21 protein-coding genes are annotated in these 19688 nt (G+C 63.0%); 5 read left to right on the top strand and 16 right to left on the bottom strand.

Annotated features, from left to right (window positions below; genetic code table 11):
• The first annotated feature begins 1 nt into the window (after position 1).
• The gene (locus G3N95_RS39220; protein WP_205975454.1) at positions 2–322 is read left to right on the top strand and encodes a DUF2007 domain-containing protein; all 321 of its coding nucleotides are present in this window, start codon (positions 2–4) and stop codon (positions 320–322) included.
• Positions 323–376: 54 nt separating this feature from the next.
• Here G3N95_RS39220 and G3N95_RS39215 read toward each other — a convergent pair whose 3' ends face one another.
• From G3N95_RS39215 to rpsP, 6 genes are all read right to left on the bottom strand, one after another.
• Positions 377–1315: a CobD/CbiB family protein gene (locus G3N95_RS39215; protein WP_205975445.1), complete on the bottom strand. Its 939-nt coding sequence runs from the start codon at positions 1313–1315 to the stop codon at positions 377–379.
• A gap of 163 nt (positions 1316–1478) precedes the next feature.
• Positions 1479–2186 carry a CoA pyrophosphatase gene (locus G3N95_RS39210; RefSeq protein WP_205975444.1) on the bottom strand — a complete coding sequence of 236 codons (708 nt, stop codon included), beginning with the start codon at positions 2184–2186 and terminating at the stop codon, positions 1479–1481.
• A 93-nt stretch (positions 2187–2279) separates the two neighbouring features.
• Positions 2280–2663, bottom strand: a complete 384-nt coding sequence (rplS, locus tag G3N95_RS39205) for a 50S ribosomal protein L19 (protein WP_012400181.1) — start codon at positions 2661–2663, stop codon at positions 2280–2282.
• A gap of 144 nt (positions 2664–2807) precedes the next feature.
• Complete coding sequence (trmD, locus tag G3N95_RS39200; RefSeq protein ID WP_205975443.1) at positions 2808–3575, bottom strand: tRNA (guanosine(37)-N1)-methyltransferase TrmD; 768 nt, start codon at positions 3573–3575, stop codon at positions 2808–2810.
• Positions 3576–3599: 24 nt separating this feature from the next.
• Positions 3600–4295, bottom strand: coding sequence for a ribosome maturation factor RimM (rimM, locus tag G3N95_RS39195; protein ID WP_205975442.1), 696 nt, complete (start codon positions 4293–4295; stop codon positions 3600–3602).
• 96 nt (positions 4296–4391) lie between these two features.
• The gene (rpsP, locus tag G3N95_RS39190; protein WP_008923497.1) at positions 4392–4646 is read right to left on the bottom strand and encodes a 30S ribosomal protein S16; all 255 of its coding nucleotides are present in this window, start codon (positions 4644–4646) and stop codon (positions 4392–4394) included.
• Positions 4647–5068: 422 nt separating this feature from the next.
• Here rpsP and G3N95_RS39185 point away from each other — a divergent pair, with 422 nt between their 5' ends.
• Positions 5069–5536, top strand: coding sequence for an NINE protein (locus tag G3N95_RS39185; protein WP_205975441.1), 468 nt, complete (start codon positions 5069–5071; stop codon positions 5534–5536).
• 22 nt (positions 5537–5558) lie between these two features.
• Here the strand turns inward: G3N95_RS39185 and G3N95_RS39180 are convergent, their stop codons facing one another.
• Together G3N95_RS39180 and G3N95_RS39175 are read right to left on the bottom strand one after the other, a co-directional pair.
• Positions 5559–6698, bottom strand: a complete 1140-nt coding sequence (locus G3N95_RS39180) for a PA0069 family radical SAM protein (protein WP_205975440.1) — start codon at positions 6696–6698, stop codon at positions 5559–5561.
• Between the two features lie 120 nt (positions 6699–6818).
• Positions 6819–7307, bottom strand: a complete 489-nt coding sequence (locus tag G3N95_RS39175) for an Lrp/AsnC ligand binding domain-containing protein (protein WP_205975439.1) — start codon at positions 7305–7307, stop codon at positions 6819–6821.
• A 166-nt stretch (positions 7308–7473) separates the two neighbouring features.
• On the opposite strand from G3N95_RS39175, the gene G3N95_RS39170 reads away from it, so the two are divergent.
• Positions 7474–8760 carry a D-amino acid dehydrogenase gene (locus G3N95_RS39170; protein WP_205975438.1) on the top strand — a complete coding sequence of 429 codons (1287 nt, stop codon included), beginning with the start codon at positions 7474–7476 and terminating at the stop codon, positions 8758–8760.
• An 85-nt stretch (positions 8761–8845) separates the two neighbouring features.
• Here the strand turns inward: G3N95_RS39170 and G3N95_RS39165 are convergent, their stop codons facing one another.
• From G3N95_RS39165 to G3N95_RS39140, 6 genes are all read right to left on the bottom strand, one after another.
• The gene (locus G3N95_RS39165) at positions 8846–10636 is read right to left on the bottom strand and encodes an acyl-CoA dehydrogenase (RefSeq protein WP_205975437.1); all 1791 of its coding nucleotides are present in this window, start codon (positions 10634–10636) and stop codon (positions 8846–8848) included.
• 102 nt (positions 10637–10738) lie between these two features.
• A complete protein-coding gene (locus tag G3N95_RS39160; protein ID WP_205975436.1) occupies positions 10739–11674 on the bottom strand; it encodes an FAD-binding protein in 936 nt (311 codons plus the stop codon).
• 27 nt (positions 11675–11701) lie between these two features.
• The gene (locus tag G3N95_RS39155) at positions 11702–12451 is read right to left on the bottom strand and encodes an electron transfer flavoprotein subunit beta/FixA family protein (protein ID WP_205975435.1); all 750 of its coding nucleotides are present in this window, start codon (positions 12449–12451) and stop codon (positions 11702–11704) included.
• A gap of 243 nt (positions 12452–12694) precedes the next feature.
• Positions 12695–13495, bottom strand: a complete 801-nt coding sequence (locus G3N95_RS39150; RefSeq protein WP_205975434.1) for a MetQ/NlpA family ABC transporter substrate-binding protein — start codon at positions 13493–13495, stop codon at positions 12695–12697.
• 27 nt (positions 13496–13522) lie between these two features.
• Positions 13523–14176, bottom strand: a complete 654-nt coding sequence (locus G3N95_RS39145; protein ID WP_012400169.1) for a methionine ABC transporter permease — start codon at positions 14174–14176, stop codon at positions 13523–13525.
• Positions 14166–15200, bottom strand: a complete 1035-nt coding sequence (locus G3N95_RS39140) for a methionine ABC transporter ATP-binding protein (RefSeq protein ID WP_205975433.1) — start codon at positions 15198–15200, stop codon at positions 14166–14168. Before G3N95_RS39140 ends, G3N95_RS39145 begins: the two co-directional genes overlap by 11 nt.
• Positions 15201–15439: 239 nt before the next feature.
• On the opposite strand from G3N95_RS39140, the gene G3N95_RS39135 reads away from it, so the two are divergent.
• Positions 15440–16318, top strand: a complete 879-nt coding sequence (locus tag G3N95_RS39135) for an alpha/beta hydrolase (protein ID WP_205975432.1) — start codon at positions 15440–15442, stop codon at positions 16316–16318.
• Positions 16319–16334: 16 nt separating this feature from the next.
• Here the strand turns inward: G3N95_RS39135 and G3N95_RS39130 are convergent, their stop codons facing one another.
• Positions 16335–17144, bottom strand: a complete 810-nt coding sequence (locus G3N95_RS39130) for an enoyl-CoA hydratase (RefSeq protein ID WP_205975431.1) — start codon at positions 17142–17144, stop codon at positions 16335–16337.
• 34 nt (positions 17145–17178) lie between these two features.
• Positions 17179–18102 (bottom strand): histone deacetylase family protein, encoded by a 924-nt coding sequence (locus G3N95_RS39125; protein ID WP_205975430.1) that lies wholly within the window; start codon positions 18100–18102, stop codon positions 17179–17181.
• Positions 18103–18309: 207 nt separating this feature from the next.
• On the opposite strand from G3N95_RS39125, the gene mltB reads away from it, so the two are divergent.
• The gene (mltB, locus tag G3N95_RS39120) at positions 18310–19521 is read left to right on the top strand and encodes a lytic murein transglycosylase B (protein ID WP_205975429.1); all 1212 of its coding nucleotides are present in this window, start codon (positions 18310–18312) and stop codon (positions 19519–19521) included.
• Positions 19522–19688: the final 167 nt, after the last annotated feature.

The following is a 19688-nucleotide window of genomic DNA, read 5'->3' as shown; positions in this document are numbered from 1 at the left end:
GATGAAGCTGATGCGCGCGCCCAACGTCGTGATCGGGCAGCACTGGGTCAACGTGCTGGCGGCAGCGGGGATCGCATGCGAACTGCATAACCGGTATCTGAGCGGCGCGATCGGTGAAATTCCGGCGGATCAGTGCGCGCCGGAATTGTGGCTCGTCGACGAACGCGACGAGGCGCTGGCAAGAAAGCTGATCGACGCGGCGCGCAGCGGGCCGGCAGCCGATGCGCCACGCTGGCGCTGCACACATTGCGGGGAGATGCTCGAAGCGCAGTTCACCGTGTGCTGGAACTGCGGTACGGCGCGCGATCCGCTGGACGGTTGAGCGCGCCTTTTGGCGTTCTGTCGTTACGTCGTTTTGAAACGCCGGCGTTCGGCTTCAGGCGAGCCAGACGGCGATCGTCAGCATCAGCAGCAGGATCATCCACAGAATCACCGCCCGCCACACGAGGCCCACGGCCGATTGCAGCGTGCGCGGCGTACAGTCGTCGCCGACGGGCATCGGGCCACCGTCGCCCGTCGCCAGCGCGTCGAGGCTCGATACTTCGGCAAGCGGGCCCGCCAGACGCGCGCCCAACGCACCGCTGCCCGAGGCGAGCAGCACGCCGTCGTTCGCGTCCGGCCACTGACGCGCATGATTGCGCCATGCGTAGATCGCGTCCTCGAAATTGCCGACGATCGCGAATCCCAGCGCCGTCAGACGCGACGGAATCCAGTCGATCACGAAGAACGCGCGCTGCGCGAAGGTGGAGAACGCAACGGTCCGGTCGTCGGTGGGCTTCGACCACGTGCGCGCCAGATACTCGGCCGTGCGATACAACACCGCGCCCGCCGGACCAACGGGAATCAGGAACCAGAAGAACACGCCGAACACATGCCGATGCGACGCGACGACCGCGTGAATCAGCGTGTGGCGCACGATTTCGCTGACGGGCATGTCGACGGTATCGAGGCCCGTCCATTCGTTGAGGATTTCGCGCGCGCGCGGCACGTCGTCGTTGTTCAGCGACAGATGGATGTCGGTGAAGTAATGACTGAACTGGCGGAAACCGAGCGTGAAATACAGCACCGCAACGTTCCACAGGAACGCGAGCACGAAGTGAATCTCATACAGCACGAAGTAGATCAGGCCCGTGACGAGCGTCCACGGCAGCACGACGACCAGCCACGCGAGGAACCCGTGCTTTTCCTTGCCGGCATCGAAGCCGTGCGCGGTCGACTCCGCATGGTATTGAAGGAGCGCCGACACCGGGTTGTTCGGCGAGAGCGCGCGCACCTGTTCGAGGATGAGGGCCAGCAATACGGAGAAAAAAGTCATGCGAGACGCCGTGCTATTCGAGTTCTTGCCGGGCAGTGAGTGCCGGACGATCTGGTCCGATAAGCGGAATTCGTTATTACGATAGCACAGGGTCGGATGAGGCTGAGGCGCTGCAATACAAACGTAATACAGCGAGGCCGTGTGCCGAGTGCGTCGCCGCTCATCAGGCAGCGAGGAAGCGATAGAAATTGCGCAACATGCCCGCCGTTGCGCCCCAGATAAAGTAATCGCCGCCCGTTCCGTCCGGCGTGCCGCGCGGATACGGCATTGCAAAAAAACGACGATTGCCGCCTTCCCAGTTCAGTACACGCACTTCATGGTTCTGCGGATCCATCAGGAAGCGCAGCGGCACCTCGAAGATTTCCGCGACCTCGAAGGTGTCGGCCTGCACCGTGAACGGCGGATGCACGAGACCGACCACGGGCGTCACGCGAAACCCCGTACCCGTCAGATATTCCGGCAACGAGCCGAGCACTTCGACCCGCGACGGATCGAGCCCGACCTCTTCCTGCGCTTCGCGCAATGCTGTCGCTGTCGTCGTGGCGTCGTGCGGCTCGTGACGGCCGCCGGGGAAACTGACCTGCCCCGCGTGATCGTTCAGATGCGCGGTACGCTGCGTGAGCAGCACCGTCAGCCCCTCTTCGCGGACCACGAGCGCCACGAGCACTGCGGCGACGCGCGGATCGGCCGTTTCGCGCCAGCGCACCTCGCGAGTCTCCTGCTCCCACGGCAGGTCGCGGTCGAAGCGCGCGCGCAAGCCGTCCGGCGTCAGGCGATCGGGCGCGATGGCGGGCAGAACGAGGTCTGCCGGTTCGACAGGCAAGCTTTCGGGGTCAAAGACGGGACGGGACGGACGGGAAGGCGCGGTCAATGGAAATCTCGAAACGAGCGCTCGTGGGACATAACGCTATTCTGACCTGACAAACAAAAAAGCACCCGCGAGGGGTGCTTTTTCTTACAGCTTTTACGCTTGAGCAGCGCGGTCTTTCGACACCAGCTTCTCTTTGATTCGAGCCGACTTGCCCGAACGCTCGCGCAGGTAGTACAGCTTTGCACGACGCACATCGCCACGACGCTTCACGACGATGCTTGCCAGCAGCGGCGAATACGTTTGGAACGTACGCTCGACGCCTTCGCCCGACGAAATCTTGCGGACGATGAACGACGAGTTGAGGCCACGGTTACGCTTCGCGATCACGACGCCTTCGTAGGCCTGAACGCGCTTGCGGTTACCTTCAACCACGTTGACGCTCACGATCACCGTATCGCCGGGAGCGAATTCGGGAATGGTTTTGCCTGCGAGCGCGCGCTCGATTTCTTCCTGCTCAAGTTTTGCAATCAGATTCATTACTGACTCCTGGTGCCATCTTGTCGGCGTTCGTACCTGCCTCGCGCTTCGCGCCCGGCTACGGCCCCGATAGAGGATGGGTTCACATCTGGAGCCGGCCACGCATGGACGGCTCCGCCTCGATCTCACGTTGTCGCCCGAAGCTCAATGCTTCGAGGCTTCTTTCGCGAGACTTGTGAGCCACGCCTCGTCGGCGCGACTCAACAACTTGTTCTTTCTGGCCTGATCGATCAGATCGGGCCGCTTGAGCCACGTATTGCGCAGTGCCTCACGCCGCCGCCATTGCTCGATTTCCGCATGATGGCCGCCGAGCAGCACATCGGGTACGCGCACGCCGTCGTATTCTTCCGGACGTGTGTAATGTGGGCAATCCAGCAAACCGTCGACGAAACTGTCCTGCACCGCCGATTGCGCATCGTTCAGCACGCCCGGCAGATGACGCACGACGGCGTCGATCAGCGCCATTGCCGGCAACTCGCCACCCGACAGCACGAAGTCGCCGAGACTGACTTCTTCGTCGACGACACGATCGATCAGCCGCTGATCGATCGCCTCATAGCGACCGCACAGCAGGATCAGACCGGGCTCGGCGGCAAAGCGCATGACCTTGTCGTGATTGAGCGTGGCGCCTTGCGGCGACATCATCACGACACGTGCGCCGCCAATGCCCTGCTCCGCCTGCGCCGCTTTCGCGGCGTCGATCGCGTCTTCCAGCGGTCTGGCCAGCATGACCATGCCGGGTCCGCCGCCGTACGGGCGATCGTCGATTGTGCGGTAGTTGTCGGTTGTGAAATCGCGTGGATTCCACGTGCGCAAACCATAGCGCTCCTGCTTCGCTGCGCGGCTCGTAATGCCCCAGTCGGTCAGCGCGCGAAACATCTCTGGAAAGAGCGTAACGATATCGAACTGCATCGCTCTCTCCGTGAAGCGAATGTTCTAGTAATCGGCTTCCCAGTCGACGATGATCTTCTTCGCCGCCTGATCCACCGTTTTGACATAGACACCGACGAACGGGATCAAGCGCTCGCCGGTAACCGGCTTGCCGTCTTTGCCAGTAGCCGGATACTCGATGCGCAACACCGACTGCGCACCGTTGTCGATCAGATCTGCAACTTTGCCGAGTTCGACGCCTGCCTCGTTGACGACATCGAGGCCCAGCAGGTCGACCCAGTAGAATTCGTCGGTTCCGAGCGCAGGGAAATCGCTCCGGCGTGCGTACACGCGGTGACCGCGCAACGCTAGCGCAGCATCGCGGTCGGCAGTGCCGCCCAGTTGTGCAACGATGCTGTCGCCGTGAACCTTTGACTGCAGGCAGGGTGCCGACTTGCGCTCGCGGCCCTTCTCGAGCCACCAGCGTTTCGCGCTGAGCAAGGCGTCGCCGCCATGACCGGCGTCCGCATGCGCGGCCACCTTCACCCAACCTTTGAGACCGTATGCGTCGACGATTGCGCCGACTTCAACTGCGTCGTCGGGCCAGCTTTCCGCCGACTCAGCACGAGCTTCCTGTGCCGATGCGGCATTCGCCACGACCTTCTCGACCGGCTTGCGGACGAACGCGCCAAATGACGCTTTCGCGCCAGACTGCGTTTTCGCCTTCGCGCGACCTGAACTACCCGAATCACGCTCCGACATCAGCGAACCTCAAGCCTGCATACGTCAAACCTGCACACCTCAGACTCGCGCAAAACCAATGCCGCACGAGCCGGCGATGTACCGTGAAACTGCAACTTACGCAGCCGGTTGCGCCTTTTGCGCTTCCTTCACCAGACGCGCGACCGTCGGCGACAGTTGTGCGCCAACGCCTTGCCAGTACGTCAGGCGATCTTGAGCGATACGCAGCGACTCACCCTTCGTAGCGACCGGGTTGTAAAAGCCAACGCGCTCGATGAAGCGGCCGTCACGACGGCTACGCGAATCGGTTGCGACGATGTTGTAGAACGGGCGCTTCTTCGAGCCGCCACGAGCCAAGCGGATGATGACCATACTAGAATCCTTGAAAACCGGGGTTCGAAACTACTGAAACACGCGATTATATCCTGAAACCAAAATCACAACAAACACTTAGCGGGATAAACTGAGCCAGGAGGCCGCAGCGGCGGCTTAAATCTCGCGCTGGTTAGCGTCGAAATGGCCTGCTCGACCTTTATGGGAAAGCCGCACAACGCTTCACGACGCTGCCTGGTTCGCCTTCCGTAAGGCCGTCGCGCCGACGCCACGCCCTGTTCGCCGCTTGATTCCATGCCGTACATCCCGGGCCGTTGGCGGCACGGCTCATGGTGCAACTCGAGCCCGCGGCATAACCGGCAACACGTGCCGCGAGCGAAGCGGGCGGCGTAGAATGCGCGTCGGCTGTGCGCCGATGCGCAGTCATCGCAAGCCATCCGTCACTCCCGTCGCTCACGTTCATGGCCACCGTCGCTACGCATAACGCCCGCTTTCGCTCCAAGACCCTGACCGCCGCGCTCGCCTTTCTGTTCGGCACGCTCGGCGCGCACCGCTTCTATTTATATGGACTGCGCGACGTCTGGGGCTGGGCGCACCTCGTCGGCACGATCATCGGTATTCCCGGCTTCATGTTGCTCGTCGCCACCGAGCGCGCCGCGATCATGGGCTGGGTGCTCGCGTTTCCCGGCGCCGTGTCGATGCTGGCAGCTTTCCTCGCGGCGATCGTCTACGGTCTTCGTCCCGACGACAAATGGGACGCCCAGTTCAACGCGGACACCACGCAGCAAAGCCGCTCCGGCTGGACTGTCATCTTCGTGGTGATCTTTTCGCTGCTGATCGGCGCGTTTCTTTTGATGACGGGCCTCGCGCTGTCGTTCCAGACCTACTTCGAATCTCAGGTCGAAGCCGCAAAAGCGATCTCGCAATAAGCACTCGCCGGGAATCCGGTACTCAGAAGAGACTCATCTGCGGCGATGCTTGCGGTGCCGCGGGCCTGGACTGCTCCACACGCCGGAAATGCGACATATCGAGGATGCCGTGATTACGTGCATTCATCCCAAGCCGCCGAACTGCGTTTGCAAAGCGCTGCCTGAGCAGGTCGGCCCATAGTCCTTCGCCTTTCATACGCGTCGAAAATGACGAGTCGTAGTCCTTGCCGCCGCGCATGTCGCGCACTCGGTTCATCACGCGTTCGGCGCGATCGGGGAAATGCGCTTCGAGCCAGCCCTTGAAGAGTGGCGCGACCTCCCACGGCAAACGCAGCACGATATAGCTCGCACTCGTCGCGCCTGCTTCCGCGCACGCCTCGAGCACGCGCTCCATGTCCTGGTCGGTGATGAACGGAATTACGGGCGCGATGCTGACGCCCACGGGGATACCCGCCTCGCTCAGCGCGCGGATCGTCCTGAGCCGGCGCGCGGGCGTCGCCGCGCGTGGTTCGAGCGTGCGGGCGATGTCGGCGTCGAGCGTCGTGATGGTGATCGCGGCCATCATCAATCCTTTCGCGGCCATCGGCGCCAACAGATCGATGTCCCGCTCGATTAGCGAATTCTTCGTGATCGCCGCGAACGCCTGATTGTGGTCGCTCATCACCTGGATCACCCGCCGCGTGAGTTGCAGATCGCGTTCGACGGGCTGCCACGCATCCGTGTTTACGCCGAGCGCGATCGGCTCCGGCACATACGACCTCTTCGCCATCTCGCGAGAGAGCAGCTCGGGCGCGTTGACCTTCGCGTAGATCCGGCTCTCGAAGTCGAGCCCCGGTGACAAGCCGAGATAGCTGTGCGTGGGCCGCGCGAAGCAATAGATGCAGCCGTGTTCGCACCCGCGATAAGGATTCAGCGACACGCTGAACGGGATATCCGGCGACTGGTTATGCGTGAGGATGCTCTTCGCGCGCTCCTCGAAAATCTGCGTGCGCAGCGCCGGACGCCCCGCTTCTTCTTCCGACGGCGCGATCCAGCCGTCATCGACCGCTTCGCGCTGATCCACCTCGTAGCGGCCCTGCAGATTCGTCACCGCGCCCCGCCCCTTGCGCGGAGCAGGCGGCGCGATCGGATATTCGGGAATGTCTCGGTCGTAGTCGGTCACGGCACACTTCAAAAGCAGCGCAAGATACTGTACAAATATACAGTGTTTACGGCTTTTGTCGAGCACGACTTCAAGGGCCGGTTCAATGGCCTCGCTACCCCGTGCAGTCCGCGCGGGGCATCATTCGCCGACGGCGATCGTCAGCGTTTCCTTGATTTCCTCCATCACGACATAGCTCTTCGACTGCACCGCGCCGGGCAGTTGCAGCAGGATGTCGCCGAGCAGCTTGCGATAGTCGGCCATCTCGCCGATGCGCGCCTTGATCAGATAGTCGAAGTCGCCCGACACCAGATGGCATTCGAGCACTTCCGGGATCTTCTGCACTTCCCGGCGGAATTGGTCGAACATGTTGCCGCTCTTGTGAGCCAGCGTGATCTCGACGAACACCAGCAGCGCAGCGCCCAGTTCCGCCGGATTCACGCGCGCATGGTAGCCGGTGATCACGCCGTCGCGCTCCATGCGTTTGACGCGCTCGATGCACGGCGTCACCGAGAGACCCACCTGTTCGGACAACTCCTTCATCGCGATCCGGCCGTCGATCTGGAGGATTTTCAGGATCTTGTGGTCGAGTTTGTCGAGCGCTCGCACTGGATGACGCTGTGTACGCATGGTATTTACTGAAAATCCAAAAAATACAATAACAAAACCTAGTACGACGGAAATAGTATAGCGGTTAACACTAGGCATCCGGCATTTCACCTCGTCAATCGAACAAAATCACGACGCGCGAGGTTTTCCGCTACGCCGCGAGCCTTTCGACCTTTATGGAGCAGCTATGCGAGTCGTCGTTCTGGGCAGTGGCGTCGTTGGGGTAACGAGTGCCTATTATCTTGCGCGCGCGGGTCACGAAGTGACCGTGATCGACCGCGAGGCGGGTCCTGCGCTCGAAACGAGCTTCGCGAACGCCGGCCAGATCTCGCCGGGCTACGCGTCGCCTTGGGCTGCGCCCGGCGTGCCGCTGAAGGCCGTCAAATGGATGTTCCAGAAGCATGCGCCACTCGCGATCCGTCTCGACGGCACGCAATTCCAGCTCCAATGGATGTGGCAGATGCTGCAGAACTGCACATCCGAGCGTTATGCGGTCAACAAGGGCCGCATGGTGCGCCTCGCCGAATATAGCCGCGACTGCCTGCAGGCGCTGCGCGCCGAAACGGGCATTCAATACGAAGGCCGGACGGGCGGCACGTTGCAACTGTTCCGCACGCAGCAGCAACTCGATGGCGCCGCGAAGGACGTCGCCGTGCTCGAAGAAGCGAACGTGCCGTACGAACTGCTGATGCCGGCGGACCTGGCGCGCGCTGAACCGGCGCTCGCCGCGACGGCGCACAAACTGACAGGCGGCCTGCGTCTGCCGGGCGACGAAACGGGCGATTGCCAGCTGTTCACGACGCGCCTTGCTGCGCTCGCCGAGCAACTGGGCGTCAAATTCCGCTACAACACGCCGATCGACGCACTCGCAATGGAAGGCGACCGCATCGCCGGCGTGAAGTGCGGCAATGAAATCGTGCGCGCGGACAGTTTCGTCGTCGCGCTCGGCTCGTACTCGACGAAGTTTCTGTCGGGCCTGGTCAAGATTCCCGTCTATCCGCTCAAGGGCTACTCGATCACGGCCCCGATCGTCGATGCGAAGTCCGCGCCCGTTTCGACGGTGCTCGACGAGACGTATAAGATCGCAATCACGCGTTTTGACGACCGGATTCGCGTCGGCGGGATGGCGGAGATTGTCGGCTTCGATAAGAAGCTGAAGCAAGCCCGCCGCGAAACGCTCGAAATGTGCGTCAACGACCTGTTCCCGGGCGGCGGCGATACGTCGAAGGCGACGTTCTGGACCGGCCTGCGTCCGATGACGCCGGACGGCACGCCGATCGTCGGTCGCACGCCCGTGTCGAACCTGTTCCTGAACACGGGTCACGGCACGCTCGGCTGGACGATGTCGTGCGGCTCGGGCCAACTGCTCGCCGATCTGATCTCGGGCAAGCGTCCGGCGATCCAGTCGGGCGACCTGTCGGTGCATCGGTATCTCGGCGAAACGGCAGGCCAGACGCGTCCGGCTTACGCCTGATTCCGCAAGCGAGTCTTGATGATGAAATAACGGCGCCCTTGGGCGCCGTTGTTGTTTGTACCGTGTCGAGCGTGTCGAGTCGTGCTCAGAACTGGTCTTCGTGCAGCGCCAGCACGCCTTCACTGCCCTTCGTGCTGACGATCGACGCCTCCAGCGCCACCGCCTGCGGCAGCACGTGTTCCGCGAAGAACTGCGCCGTCGCGAGCTTCGCGCCGTAGAACGACGGATCGTTATCGAGCTTTGCCTGCGCGGCGAGCATCGCGCGCGCCATCTGCCAGCCGCCCAGCACGATCCCCGCGAGCTTCAGATACGCCACGCTGCCCGCAAACACCGCGTTCGGATCGCTCTTCGCATTCGCGACGACGAACGCCACCGTCGATTGCAACGCATCGTGGCCACGCGACAGATGCTTCTGCATCGACGCGAAGGCCGCGCCTTTCTGCTGCTTCAGCGCTTCGACCGTCTGCGCGATCTCCGCGAGCAGCGCCTTCGCGACCGCGCCGCCGTCGCGCAACGTCTTGCGGCCGACCAGATCGTTCGCCTGGATCGCCGTCGTGCCTTCGTAGATCGGCAGGATGCGGGCGTCGCGGTAGTACTGCGCCGCGCCCGTTTCCTCGATGAAGCCCATGCCGCCGTGCACCTGCACGCCCAGGCTCGTCACGTCGATGGACAGCTCCGTGCTCCAGCCCTTCACGATCGGCACCAGGTATTCGTAGATCGCCAGATGCTCGGCGCGTTTGGCTTCGTCGGCGTGATGGTGCGCGATGTCGCAATGCGCTGCGGCGACATACGCGAGTGCGCGCGAGCCTTCCGTGAGCGCACGCATCGTCGACAGCATCCGGCGCACGTCCGGATGATGAATGATCGATACCGCCTGCTTCGCCGAGCCATCGACGGGACGGCTCTGCACGCGCTCCTTCGCGTACGCGACCGCCTTCTGGTACGCGCGGTCCGAAATCGCCACGCCCTGCATGCCGACCGCGAAGCGCGCCGCGTTCATCATGATGAACATGTATTCGAGGCCGCGATTTTCCTCGCCGACCAGCTGACCGATTGCGCCACCGTGGTCGCCGAACTGGAGAACGGCCGTCGGGCTCGCCTTGATGCCGAGCTTGTGTTCGATCGACACGCAGTGCACGTCGTTGCGTTCGCCCAGCGAGCCGTCTTCATTGACGAGGAACTTGGGCACGACGAACAGCGAGATCCCCTTCACGCCTTCCGGCGCATCCGGCGTGCGCGCGAGCACCAGATGGACGATGTTGTCCGCCATGTCGTGCTCGCCCCACGTGATGAAGATCTTCGTGCCGAAGATCTTGTACGAACCATCGCCCTGCGGTTCCGCGCGCGTGCGCACCAGCGCGAGGTCGGAGCCGGCTTGCGGCTCGGTGAGGTTCATCGTGCCCGTCCATTCGCCAGAAATCAGGCGCGGCACGTAGGTCTGCTTCAGTTCTTCGCTACCTGCGGTGAGCAGCGCCTCGATGGCACCGTCCGTCAGCAGCGGACACAGCGCGAACGCCAGGTTCGACGCATTGAGCATTTCGATGCACGCCGTCGCGATCAGCTTCGGCAGGCCCTGGCCTTCGTATTCGACCGGATGCTGCACGCCCTGCCAGCCGCCCGCGGAAAACTGGCGGAAGGCGTCGGCGAAACCGGGGCTCGCCGTGACCTTGCCGTCTTTCCACGTGCTCGGATTCCGGTCGCCTTCGACGTTCAGCGGCGCCAGCACTTCACCGCACAGCTTCGACGATTCTTCGAGCACGGCTTGTGCGGTATCGGCGTTCGCTTCTTCGAGTCCGGGCAGGGCCGCAATGTCTTTCAGTCCGGCGAGTTCCTGCATCACGAACAGCATGTCCTTGATGGGTGCCGCGTAGCTCATCTGTGTCTCCTCCCGACTCCAATGAAAAAAGAGGCGCTGGATTCATCATCCTAGCGCCTCTTTCCGCTGGTGTCGCGCGCCGTCAGACGGCGCGTCGGTCGATCAGCCGAGTTCCTTCACCAGATCGGGCACGACCGCGAACAGATCGCCGACCAGGCCGTAATCCGCGACGCTGAAAATCGGCGCTTCTTCGTCCTTGTTGATCGCGACGATGACCTTCGAGTCCTTCATGCCCGCCAGATGCTGGATCGCACCCGAAATGCCGACCGCGATGTACAACTGCGGCGCGACGATCTTGCCGGTCTGGCCGACCTGATAGTCGTTCGGCACGTAGCCGGCGTCGACGGCTGCGCGCGATGCGCCCATTGCCGCGCCGAGCTTGTCGGCCAAAGGCTCCAGCACCTTCGTGTAGTTCTCGCCGCTGCCCAGACCGCGGCCACCCGACACGATGATGTTCGCCGACGTCAGTTCAGGACGGTCGAGTTTCGTCACTTCGCGGCTCACGAACTGCGAGATACCGGAGTCGGCCGCAGCTTCGATCTTCTCGACCGATGCACTGCCGCCTTCCGCCGCCACCGGATCGAAACCCGTCGTGCGAACCGTAATGACCTTGATGGGATCAACCGATTGCACGATCGCGATTGCATTGCCCGCGTAGATCGGGCGTTCGAACGTATCGGCCGAATCCACAGCGGTGATGTCGCTGATCTGCGCGACGTCGAGCTTCGCGGCGATACGCGGCGCGATGTTCTTGCCGTACGCCGTAGCGGGCGCGAGGATGTGCGAGTAATCCTTCGCGATGTTCAGCACCGTCGCCTCGACATTCTCCGCGAGGCCTTCAGCCAGTTGCGGTGCATCGGCAAGCAGCACCTTCGCCACGCCTGCGACCTTCGCCGCCGCGTCGGCCGCACCTTGCGCGTTGTGGCCGGCGATCAGCACATGCACGTCGCCACCGATCTTCTGCGCGGCAGCAACCGTGTTCAGCGTCGCTGCCTTGAGCGCCGCGTTGTCGTGTTCAGCAATTACCAGAATCGTCATTTCATTCGTCTCCGTGTGCCCGAAAAATCAAAGCACCTTGGCTTCGGTCTTGAGCTTTTCGACCAGCGTCTTCACGTCGGCCACCTTCACGCCGGCCGAGCGCTTCGGCGGCTCGCTGACCTTCAGCGTCTTCAGACGCGGCGCCACATCGACGCCCAGGTCTTCCGGCTTCACGGTTTCGAGCGGCTTCTTCTTTGCCTTCATGATGTTCGGCAGCGTCACATAACGCGGCTCGTTCAGGCGCAGATCGGTCGTGACCACGGCGGGCAGCTTGAGCGACAGCGTTTCCGCGCCGCCGTCCACTTCGCGCGACACCGTCGCCTTGCCGTCAGCGACGACAACCTTCGATGCGAAAGTCGCCTGCGGCAGATTCGCCAGTGCAGCGAGCATCTGACCGGTCTGGTTCGAGTCGTCGTCGATGGCCTGCTTGCCGAGAATGACCAGCTGCGGCTGTTCCTTGTCGACCAGCGCCTTCAGCAGCTTCGCCACAGCCAGCGGCTGCAGATCTTCATTCGATTCGATCAGGATCGCGCGGTCCGCGCCGATCGCCAGCGCCGTGCGCAGCGTTTCCTGACATTGCGTGACGCCCGCCGACACGGCGATCACTTCCGTCGCGACGCCCGCTTCCTTCAGACGCACCGCTTCTTCAACAGCGATTTCGTCGAACGGATTCATCGACATTTTCACGTTGGCGATGTCGACACCCGTGTTGTCCGACTTCACGCGGACCTTCACGTTGTAGTCAACCACTCTCTTGACTGGCACCAGGATTTTCATGCACACGCTCCAAAGTTACGAATACGTCAACCCGACGGACATTATAGCGATAGCCTCTGCGGAAGCCGCCCCGGGATTGCGTGGTGTTTCAGGATATCGCTCGCCGGCAGCGCGGCGGAAATAGCGAACGGTCGTGCTATTCTAAACCGGAAAAAACCCGGAGGCCAAGTCCGGGTTGCTACCGATTCGGGCCGATTGCGTCGATGCTGGCAACATCCGCCACCTTCACGGCTCAACTTGTCATCACCAAGCCGCGATCACCGCGCCGCCAAACTTGCTTTCGATGAACTGCTTCACTTCCGGCGAGTGGTAAGCCGCGATCAGCTTCGCCACCCACGGCTTGTTGCGGTCCGCCTCGCGGATCGCAATGATGTTCACATACGGGCCCTTCGGGTCTTCGATCGCAATGGCATCCTGCTTCGGCTTCAGCCCCGCTTCCATCGCGAAGTTCGTGTTGATGGCCGCTGCGTCGACATCGCCGAGCGAGCGTGGAATCTGCGCAGCGTCGAGTTCGACGATCTTCAGCTTCCGGGGGTTCTCGGCGATGTCGAGCGGCGTCGCCTTCAGGCCCGCGTCGGCGCGCAGCTTGATCAAGCCCTGTTTCTGCAGCAACAGCAGCGCGCGGCCGCCATTGGTCGGATCGTTCGGCACGGCGATCTTCGCGCCGTTCGGCAGCTCGGCCAGCGACTTCACCTTCTTCGAATAGATGCCCATCGGGAACGTGACCGTGTCGGCAATCTTGATCAGCTTGTAGCCGCGGTCCTTCACCTGCGCCTGCAGATACGGGTCGTGCTGGTAGCTGTTTGCGTCGAGATCGCCGCCCGCGAGCGCCGCGTTCGGCTGCACGTAGTCCGAGAACTCGATGACCTTGATGTTCAGGCCGTTCTTCGCAGCGACCGTCTTCACGACGTCCATCAGTTGCGCGTGCGGCCCGCCCGTGACGCCGACCTTGATCGATTCGTCGGCGAATGCGAGCGGCGATGTACCGATGAGCGATGCCGCGCCCAGCACGGCCGCGATCTTCAGAATGAAACGACGTTGCATGACCAAACCTTTTTCTCTTGACGTTGTTTATTTGTGGCTCAGGCGACGCACGAGCCAATCCCCGAACGACTGCACCAGCTGCACGAAGACGATCAGGATCACAACGACCGTCACCATCACTTCCGGCAGAAAGCGCTGATAGCCGTAACGGATGCCCAGATCGCCCAGACCGCCGCCGCCGATCGCGCCCGCCATCGCCGAATAGCCGACCAGCGAAACGAAGGTGATCGTCAGACCGGCGACGATGCCCGGCAGCGATTCCGGCAGCAGCACCTTGAAGACGATCTGCGACGTGGTCGCGCCCATCGCCTGCGCCGCTTCGATCAGGCCTCGATCGACTTCGCGCAGCGCCGTCTCGACGAGCCGCGCGATGAACGGCGCAGCGGCGATCGTCAGCGGCACGACGGCCGCCGCCGTGCCGATCGACGAACCGACCACAAGACGCGTAAACGGAATCACCGCAACGAGCAGAATGATGAACGGCACCGAGCGCACCGCATTGACGACGACGCCCATCGCGCGATTGAACGGCAGGTTTTGCAGCACGCCCTGGCGATCGGTCAGATAGAGCGCCACACCGAGCGGCAGACCGACGGCCGCGCCGATCAGCCCCGAGATGCCGACCATGATCAGCGTCTCCCAGAACGACTGCACGAACATATCGAACATTTCACTCAACATACGACAACTCCTCCACCACCACGCCCTGTTCGCGCAGGAACGTCATTGCCTGCGCCACCTTCGCCGGCTCGCCGCCCGCGAGCACCGCGAGCGAGCCGAACGCCTGGCCCTGGATCTCGTCGATCTGGCCGTGCAGGATGTTGAAGTCCAGTTCGTAGCGGCGAATCGTCTCCGAGAGAATCGGCTGATCGACGCCGGAACCCGTGAACGCGAGCCGCAGCAAATGGCCGCTGCCCGTCTTGAGACGCTCGGCGACACGTACCTTCAGCGCGGGCGGCAATTCCTGAGCGATCACATCGCCGATCAGCGCGCGCGTGACTTCGTGACGCGGCTGCAGAAACACGTCGATGACCTTGCCCTCTTCGACCACACGGCCGTTGTCGAGCACCGCGACGCGATCGCAAACCTGCTTGATCACTTCCATCTGGTGCGTGATCAGCACGATGGTCAGCTTCAGTTCGCGGTTGATGCGCCTGAGCAGATCGAGAATCGCACGTGTCGTTTCGGGATCGAGCGCGGAAGTCGCTTCGTCGGACAGCAGCACTTTCGGCTTGCTCGCCAGCGCGCGCGCAATGCCGACGCGCTGCTTCTGGCCGCCGCTGATTTGCGACGGATAGCGGTCCTTCTGCGCGGACAGTCCGACCAGTTCGAGCAGCGGCAGCACGTGCGCCTCGATTTCCGCGCGCTTCATGCCGGCCAGTTCGAGCGGCAGCGCGACGTTGTCGAACACCGTGCGCGACGACAGCAGGTTGAAGTGCTGGAAGATCATGCCGATCTCGCGGCGCGCCTCACGCAACTGCGCGGCGGGCATCGTCGTGAGGTCGCGGCCGTCGACGACGACATTGCCTTCTGTGGGGCGCGTCAGCAGGTTGATCGTGCGCACCAGCGTGCTCTTGCCCGCGCCGCTGCGCCCGATGATGCCGAATACCTCGCCTTGGGGGATCGACAGATTGACGTTGTGCAGCGCCTCGACCCAGCCCCGTGGCCCCGGAAAACGCTGTGAAAGATTGCGTAGTTCGATCATGAAAAACGAAACGGCGGACTTGCCAGCGGGCGTCGCACACCTTGGGCACCGGCCGCCGTGACTTTTATTGGAATTTAACCAGACGATTTTACCGCAGTGGCGTCATATCCTTTAATAATCAATTCAGCGGCTTTCATAACGGAGGAGAATTAGAGGCCGACTTGGACGAATCGAACACGATACCGCCTGCGCGTGCCGCTATGATCGTGCGCATCCCAATAATGATCGGACAATTGCCGATGGAGACCAGACAGGCCAACACCGCATCCGTGACGCCGAAGCCCGAGCGTTCGCAGATCATGACGCGCGACGGCCTCGCGCTGCCGCTTTATCGCTGGCGTGCGGCAGGGCTGCGCCGCGCGACGGTCGCACTCGTTCACGGTCTGGCCGAACACGCCGGACGCTACGCAGCGCTCGCGCACATGCTCAACGCGCACGGTATCGAACTGCTTGCCGTCGACTTGCGCGGCCACGGCAACGCGCCGGGCCGGCGCGCATGGGTCGAGCGGTTCGACGAGTACCTGCTGGATGCCGATGCACTCGTCGGCGAGGCCGCTCGCAACGACGGGCCGCTGTTCCTGATGGGCCATAGCATGGGCGGCGCGATCGCGGCACTGCATACAATCGAACAAAAGGCTGACGGCCGGCGCGCACTCAGCGGCCTGATCCTGTCGAGTCCCGCACTCGCACCAGGCCGCGACGTGCCGCGCTGGATGCTTGCGCTGAGCCAGAAGATCAGCCGCGTGTGGCCGAGCTTCCCGGCGATGAAAATCGACGCGGCGCTGCTGTCGCGCGATCAAAGCGTGGTCGATGCGAACCGCAACGATCCTCTCGTGCATCACGGCGCGATTCCCGCCCGCACGGGCGCCGAACTCCTGCTGGCGATGCAGCGCATCGAACAGGGGCGCGCCCGTCTGCGCACGCCGCTGCTCGTGTGGCACGGGACGGCCGACAAGCTTACCGAACCCGAAGGCAGCCGCGACTTCGGCGCGCATGCAGGCTCGCCCGACAAGACGCTGACGATCTACGACGGCAGCTATCACGAGACGATGAACGACCTCGACCGCGAGCGCGTGATCGACGCGCTCGTTGCGTGGATATTGAAGCGTTCGGAGTGAAGCCGATGGGCGAAGCTCAGCCGCCCGACGTGGGTTTCCAGTCCGGCGGCCGCTTGTCGATGAACGCCTGCACGCCTTCGAGCGCCGATTCGTCCATCATGTTGCAGGCCATCGTCTGCCCGGCCAGCCGATACGCGGCTTCGATGCCCATTTCGAGCTGCCGGTAGAACAGGCCCTTGCCCGCTTCGACGGCCTCGCGCGGCTTCGCGCAGATGCTCTTCGCGAGCGCCGCGACCTCGATGTCGAGCGCGTCCATCGGCACCACGCGATTCACGAGACCTTGCTGCTTCGCGGCCATCGCATCGATGAAGTCGCCCGTGAGCAGCATTTCGAGCGCGGCCTTGCGCGACAGGTTGCGCGACAGCGGCACGGACGGCGTCGCACAGAAAAGCCCAAGGTTGACGCCCGACACCGCGAAGCGCGCCGTATCGGCGGCAACGGCGAGATCGCACATGGCGACGAGCTGGCAACCCGCTGCCGTCGCGACGCCGTGCACGCGTGCGATCACCGGCTGCGGCAGGCGCTGGATCGCGAGCATCAATTTCGAGCAGCGCGCGAACAGCGACTGATAGTAGTCGAGCGACGGCGCCGCGCGCATTTCCTTCAGATCGTGCCCGGCGCAAAACGCGCGGCCCGCGCCCGCGATCACGACGACGCGCGCGTCGCTCTTCGCGATGTCGGCGAGATGCGCCTGCATCTCTTCGAGCAGCGCCTCGGAAAGTGCATTGAACGCGTCCGGCCGGTTCAGCGTGAGACGCACGACGCCGCGCAGGTCATACGCGTCTTGCGCGCGCTCGATCAGTGCGCCCGTAGCCTCTGCGTTCATGATGCCGCCTCCTCCTGTGCATGCCCTCGCGCGCTCAGATGTCCGCGAGCGCCCGCACGTGCGCGACGACGCTGCGTCCGAGCGCCGACAGGTTGTAGCCGCCTTCCAGACAGCTGACGATACGCCCTTTCGCATACTTGTCGGCGACCTGGCGGATCTGTTGAGTGATCCACGCGTAGTCGTCCTCGACGAGCGCCATGTTGCCGAGATCGTCTTCACGGTGCGCGTCGAAGCCCGCCGACACGAACAACATCTGCGGCTTGAACGCGTCGAGCCGAGGCAGCCAGATCATGTCGATGGCTTCGCGCACGACCATGCCCTTCGAGCGCGCCGCGATCGGCACGTTGCACATGTTCGGCGCCTGGTTGTCGGCGCCCGTGAACGGATAGAACGGATGCTGGAAGATGCTGCACATCAGCACGCGCGCGTCGTTCGAAAACGCGGCCTCCGTGCCGTTGCCGTGATGCACGTCGAAATCGATGATGGCCACGCGCTCTAGCTTGTGCACCTCGAGCGCATGCCGTGCGGCGATCGCGACGTTGTTGAAGAAACAGAAGCCCATGGCGCGTGCGGGCTCTGCGTGATGGCCCGGCGGACGCACGCTGCAAAACGCATTGTCGTAACGGCCTTCGATTACGGCGTCGGTGGCGGCGACGGCTGCGCCCGCCGCGCGCAAGGCGGCCGTCCACGTGTGCGGGTTCATCGACGTGTCGGGGTCGATCTCCGCGTAGCCGCTCTGCGGCGAGCGCTCGCGGAGATAGTCGACGTGCGCCTTCGTATGCACGCGCAACAGCGCGGCTTCGTCGGCAAGCGGTGCGGACTCGCGTTCGATCAGCTCGCCGATGCGGCTCGCGATCAGCTGGTCTTCGATTGCCTGCAGCCGGGCTGGGCATTCGGGATGCCATTGACCCATCTCATGCTGCAGACAGTCTGCGTGTGAATAGAAACCGGTTGCCATGAGTTGATTTTCAGCAGCGCGCGCGCCAGTCATGGCGAACCTGCACTGCATGTCTCCGTCCATTGACGCAAGCGGGTTGCGCGAATACTACGAACTTACCACACGATGCGCCCAGACCGTGCTGCCGCAACGCTTCTGCACAGTTTCAAGAACCCCGTCGGGTATACTTCCCCGTAACTTTTTTCGCCCGCACAAATCCAGTTCACCATGACCGTCAAGCTTGCTCCGTCCGCATCACATCGGCTACGCGCAACGACTGTAGCCGCCGCACTGTCCATCGCATGGTGCGCGTTCGCGGGAGTCAGCCCGGCTTCGGCGCAGACCGTCAACAGCAAGCCGCGCATGCAGCTCGCACAGAGTCAGCCCGAGCAACCGGCGCAAGGGCAGACCTTCGAAGAAGAGATCGTTCCGCAGCGTTACGCAAACAATGCCGACGTCGACGCGTTCATCAACGACATGTCAGCGCGCTACGACTTCGATACGGCCGCACTGCACGTACTGTTCGCGCGCGTCAGCTACTCGGCAACGGCCGTGAAGCTCGTGACGCCTTCGCCGACGCCGTCGGTCAAGAACTGGCGCGTGTACCAGGCGCGCTTTCTCGACCCGGTGCGCATCAATGCCGGCGTGAAGTTCTGGCGCGCGAACCAGGCAACGCTGCAACGCGCATACGAGCAATATGGCGTGCCGCCCGAAGTGATCGTCGGCATCATCGGCGTCGAAACGATCTACGGCCGCTACATGGGCAACTTCCGCGTGCTCGACGCGCTCACCACGCTCTCGTTCGATTACCCGAACACGCCGAATCGCGCGGACCGGATGATCACGTTCCGCAAGAATCTCGAAGACTATCTGGTGTGGACGCGAGATTCCCAAATCGACCCGACTACGGTACTCGGCTCATACACGGGCGCGATCGGCATTCCGCAGTTTCTGCCGAGCAGCATCGTGCAGTACGCAGTCGATTACGACGGCAACAAGAAGATCGATCTGCGCACGAGCCAGGCCGATGCAATCGGCAGCGTCGCGAATTATCTGAAGCAGAACGGCTGGGAAACGGGTCGTCCCGTCGTGTGGAACATCGCGACGGACACGGGCAGCCTCGGCATTGCGCAAGCCGCCGCGACGGGCGCGCCGGAGCCGCGCTGGTCACTTCAGCAACTGCTGAAGGCGGGCATGCTGATGAACCAGCCAGGGCTCGATACGCGTACGGAAGCGGGCACGCCCGTCACCGTGGTCGATCTGCCTTCGCCGGGCCGGCCCACGGAATACACGCTTGGTCTAAAGAATTTCTACGTGCTCACGCGCTATAACCGCAGCTTCTTCTATGCGCTGGCCGTGTATCAGCTTGGCGAGCGCGTGAAGGCGCAGATGGCGGCAACGGACGCGGGCAATGCGTCGATGCCGGCTGCCTCGCAGTAATCGCCTTCGCGCACCACCCCATGAAAAAACGCCGGCACATGCCGTAATGCCGTTCAGTTAAGGTCTCTTTTGAGGACTCGAACGGTATAACGAAACGGTCTGGACTTGACGGCCCGAGCGCAAGAGCGCCCGGGCCGTTTTTCGTTGATAAGTTGCTTGAGCCGCTC

Source organism: Paraburkholderia sp. Tr-20389 (assembly GCF_017104565.1).
GTDB lineage: Bacteria > Pseudomonadota > Gammaproteobacteria > Burkholderiales > Burkholderiaceae > Paraburkholderia.
The sequence above is the reverse complement of the archived record's forward strand: the minus strand, read 5'-3'. Positions and strand labels throughout refer to the sequence as shown.

Bases quoted from the DNA above. Each gene is read 5' to 3' on its own strand.
- G3N95_RS39145 (WP_012400169.1), bottom strand. From the start codon at position 14,176: ATGTTGAGTGAAATGTTCGATATGTTCGTGCAGTCGTTCTGGGAGACG.
- G3N95_RS39170 (WP_205975438.1), top strand. From the start codon at position 7,474: ATGCGAGTCGTCGTTCTGGGCAGTGGCGTCGTTGGGGTAACGAGTGCC.
- G3N95_RS39130 (WP_205975431.1), bottom strand. From the start codon at position 17,144: ATGAACGCAGAGGCTACGGGCGCACTGATCGAGCGCGCGCAAGACGCG.
- G3N95_RS39175 (WP_205975439.1), bottom strand. From the start codon at position 7,307: ATGCGTACACAGCGTCATCCAGTGCGAGCGCTCGACAAACTCGACCAC.
- rplS (WP_012400181.1), bottom strand. From the start codon at position 2,663: ATGAATCTGATTGCAAAACTTGAGCAGGAAGAAATCGAGCGCGCGCTC.
- G3N95_RS39135 (WP_205975432.1), top strand. From the start codon at position 15,440: ATGGAGACCAGACAGGCCAACACCGCATCCGTGACGCCGAAGCCCGAG.
- G3N95_RS39215 (WP_205975445.1), bottom strand. From the start codon at position 1,315: ATGACTTTTTTCTCCGTATTGCTGGCCCTCATCCTCGAACAGGTGCGC.
- G3N95_RS39155 (WP_205975435.1), bottom strand. From the start codon at position 12,451: ATGAAAATCCTGGTGCCAGTCAAGAGAGTGGTTGACTACAACGTGAAG.
- G3N95_RS39165 (WP_205975437.1), bottom strand. From the start codon at position 10,636: ATGAGCTACGCGGCACCCATCAAGGACATGCTGTTCGTGATGCAGGAA.
- G3N95_RS39125 (WP_205975430.1), bottom strand. From the start codon at position 18,102: ATGGCAACCGGTTTCTATTCACACGCAGACTGTCTGCAGCATGAGATG.
- trmD (WP_205975443.1), bottom strand. From the start codon at position 3,575: ATGCAGTTCGATATCGTTACGCTCTTTCCAGAGATGTTTCGCGCGCTG.
- G3N95_RS39185 (WP_205975441.1), top strand. From the start codon at position 5,069: ATGGCCACCGTCGCTACGCATAACGCCCGCTTTCGCTCCAAGACCCTG.
- G3N95_RS39220 (WP_205975454.1), top strand. From the start codon at position 2: ATGAAGCTGATGCGCGCGCCCAACGTCGTGATCGGGCAGCACTGGGTC.
- rimM (WP_205975442.1), bottom strand. From the start codon at position 4,295: ATGTCGGAGCGTGATTCGGGTAGTTCAGGTCGCGCGAAGGCGAAAACG.
- G3N95_RS39140 (WP_205975433.1), bottom strand. From the start codon at position 15,200: ATGATCGAACTACGCAATCTTTCACAGCGTTTTCCGGGGCCACGGGGC.
- rpsP (WP_008923497.1), bottom strand. From the start codon at position 4,646: ATGGTCATCATCCGCTTGGCTCGTGGCGGCTCGAAGAAGCGCCCGTTC.
- G3N95_RS39160 (WP_205975436.1), bottom strand. From the start codon at position 11,674: ATGACGATTCTGGTAATTGCTGAACACGACAACGCGGCGCTCAAGGCA.
- G3N95_RS39150 (WP_205975434.1), bottom strand. From the start codon at position 13,495: ATGCAACGTCGTTTCATTCTGAAGATCGCGGCCGTGCTGGGCGCGGCA.
- mltB (WP_205975429.1), top strand. From the start codon at position 18,310: ATGACCGTCAAGCTTGCTCCGTCCGCATCACATCGGCTACGCGCAACG.